This window comes from Burkholderia sp. 9777_1386, from assembly GCF_015712265.1.
Classification (GTDB): Bacteria; Pseudomonadota; Gammaproteobacteria; order Burkholderiales; family Burkholderiaceae; genus Burkholderia; species Burkholderia cenocepacia.
The window spans coordinates 1-2687 of record NZ_JACCQB010000111.1 but is presented as its reverse complement, the minus strand read 5'-3'; the positions used below and the strand labels follow the sequence as shown (position 1 = coordinate 2687).

Below are 2687 nucleotides of genomic sequence, written 5' to 3'. Positions count from 1 at the left end.
TGGAGCAGCCCCCTGAAACGCCGGACACAGTCACCCACTTACAATAACGGGTAGGCATAGGACTGTGTTTTTGACTAACACTAGGCAGGAAGTGATGGAAGTGTTGACGGGCCCGGAGCGTCGGCGGCGCTGGACGGCGGAGCAGAAGCTGGCGATGGTTCGCGAGAGTTTCGAGCCGGGGAAATCGGTTTCGATGGTCGCGCGCCAGCACGGCGTGAATCCGAACCAACTGTTCCACTGGCGCAAGCTGTACCAGGGTGGGAGCCTGTCAGCGGTCAAGGCCGGCGAGGAAGTAGTCCCGGCCTCGGAACTGGCCGATGCACTCAAGCAGATTCGTGAGCTGCAACGGATGCTCGGCAAAAATGGTATGGACGCCTCCTCATCGCATAATGAGGCGTCGTTCAACCAGGAGAACGCAAATGGAACCGACAGTCGTAGGCGTAGACATCGCCAAGCGGGTCTTCCAACTGCACTGGATCGCTGCGGACACCGGCGAGGTGTTCGACCGGCAGCTCCGCCGCAGTGATTTTCTCGAGCACTTCGCCAATCGTGAGCCCTGTCTCATCGGCATGGAGGCCTGCGGAGGCTCACAGCACTGGGCACGCCGTCTCACCGAGCTCGGCCATCAGGTCAAATTGATGCCAGGCAAACTGGTCAAAGCGTTCGTGACAGGAAACAAGAACGATGTCGCCGATGCGCGCGCAATCTGGGCAGCTGCACGACACCCGGGCGTGAAAGCCGTCCCGGTGAAGACCGAGGCCCAGCAAGCGGTTCTGGCACTGCATCGTATTCGACAGCAGTTGGTTATATTTCGGCGCTCTCAATCTAACTGCCTGAGAGGCTTGCTCGGCGAGTACGGAGAGGTCATGGGCGTGGGACGCGCAGCAATGAATCGCGCCATGCCCGACCTGCTGCTACGCCTCGAATTGCGCCTGCCGCGAGTCTTGATCGATTCCCTGCGGGAACAGTGGCAACGCCTTGTCGACATCGACAAGCAGATAACCCTCATCGAGCAGCGACTCCGCGCGTGGCTGCATGAAAACCCGGCCTGCAGAACGATTGCCGAAATCCCCGGTGTTGGGTTCCTGACCGCCACTGCTGCCGTAGCAGCTATGGGCGATCCCAAAGCGTTTCGGTCCGGCCGCGAATTTGCAGCATGGCTGGGTCTCGTCCCTGCGCAGTTTGGAACTGGTGGCAAGGTCCGGCTGCTCGGCATCAGCAAGAGAGGCGATCGATACCTGCGCACGCTGATGATTCATGGCGCACGGTCCGTCATGAAGCACGCAAAAGACCCGGGTTCCTGGGCAGTGCAGTTGAGCATGCGGCGTCCGCTCAATGTCGTAGTCGTTGCACTGGCCAACAAGATCGCGCGGACGATCTGGGCTCTGCTAGCTCATGGCCGCTCATACTGCGAGAGCTATCCGCCTCCAGTTACTGCAGCATGACGTGTGTCGAGATCGTATCGCGTTCTATCACCGATCTGTAGTCCAAGGTTGCGCAAGGTAGTGTTGTAATGGCAAACAGGTAAGACCGGGACTCATCAAACCTGCATCGTCTTCTGGACATCACGGTCCGTGGCAAAAATGAGGCATGAGTCAGCGGATTCCATTGGGGCCAGCGGGCTTCGACCTGCATGGGCCGGATATAAAACCGCAGCCTGTATCTGTTCGACAGAGCAACAAACCTTGGCAAGCCGGAGGCGTCCATATAGAAGACCATGGAGAACGAGATTCTTCGCGAAGCAGTCGAGTACGGCCGGGCAAAAAAATGGATAGCGCACTCGCCCTCGCTGCCGGAGGACGACCAGTGAAACTGGTTTGTGAAGTTCTCGGCGTGTCGCGCTCGAACGTATCGGCACGACTGTCGCGTCCGGCGACGTGGCGCGATGGCCGTCAATCGAGGCAGAGTGACGACGCGGCCGCGGTCGAGGAGATCCGCCGGGTCATTGGCGATTTGCCCAGCTATGGCTATCGCCGGGTTTGGGGCATCTTGCGCAACGAGCGCGTTGCGGTCGGACTGGCGCCGTTTAATGCCAAGCGAATCTATCGCGTCATGCGCACACATGGGCTGCTGATGCAGCGCCGACCGATTCCACCTCGGCCCCAACGTCGACACGACGGCAAGGTAGCCGTCGAGCGCAGCAATCAGCGATGGTGCTCGGACGGCTTCGAGTTCCGCTGCGACAACGGCGAGCCGCTGCGCGTAACGTTCGCGCTGGATTGCTGTGACCGTGAAGCGATGAGCTGGGCGGCTACGACGGCAGGCCACAGCGGCGACATCGTGCGCGACGTGATGCTGGCTGCAGTGGAAAATCGGTTTGGCATCGAGCTGCATACGCCGTCCGAAATCGAGTGGCTGAGCGACAACGGTTCGGGCTACACGGCCGACGACACGCGTCGGTTCGCAGTGGCCATCGGCCTGAAGCCATTGACCACGCCGGTATGCAGCCCGCAAAGTAACGGGATGGCCGAGAGCTTCGTGAAGACGATGAAACGCGACTACGTCGCCTTCATGCCGAAGCCGGACGCAGCGACTGCTGCACGCAACTTGGCCATCGCGTTCGAGCATTACAACGAGAAGCATCCCCATAGCGCGCTGAAATACCGCTCGCCTCGCGAGTTCCGGCGCTCGATGGATTCAGCAACCTTAGTGTGAGGCTGTGTCCGGTATTACAGGGTCAACTCCAG

At 60.1% G+C, this 2687-nt stretch carries 1 protein-coding gene and 2 pseudogenes; all 3 read left to right on the top strand.

Annotated features, from left to right (window positions below; all coding sequences use genetic code 11):
* Positions 1–94 precede the first annotated feature (94 nt).
* Positions 95–373, top strand: a pseudogene (locus tag H0X91_RS34540) (transposase); the annotation flags it as partial.
* 46 nt (positions 374–419) lie between these two features.
* The gene (locus H0X91_RS34535) at positions 420–1445 is read left to right on the top strand and encodes an IS110-like element ISBcen4 family transposase (protein ID WP_006482428.1); all 1026 of its coding nucleotides are present in this window, start codon (positions 420–422) and stop codon (positions 1443–1445) included.
* Between the two features lie 266 nt (positions 1446–1711).
* A pseudogene (locus H0X91_RS34530) lies at positions 1712–2655 on the top strand (IS3-like element ISBcen6 family transposase); the annotation flags it as partial.
* Positions 2656–2687: the final 32 nt, after the last annotated feature.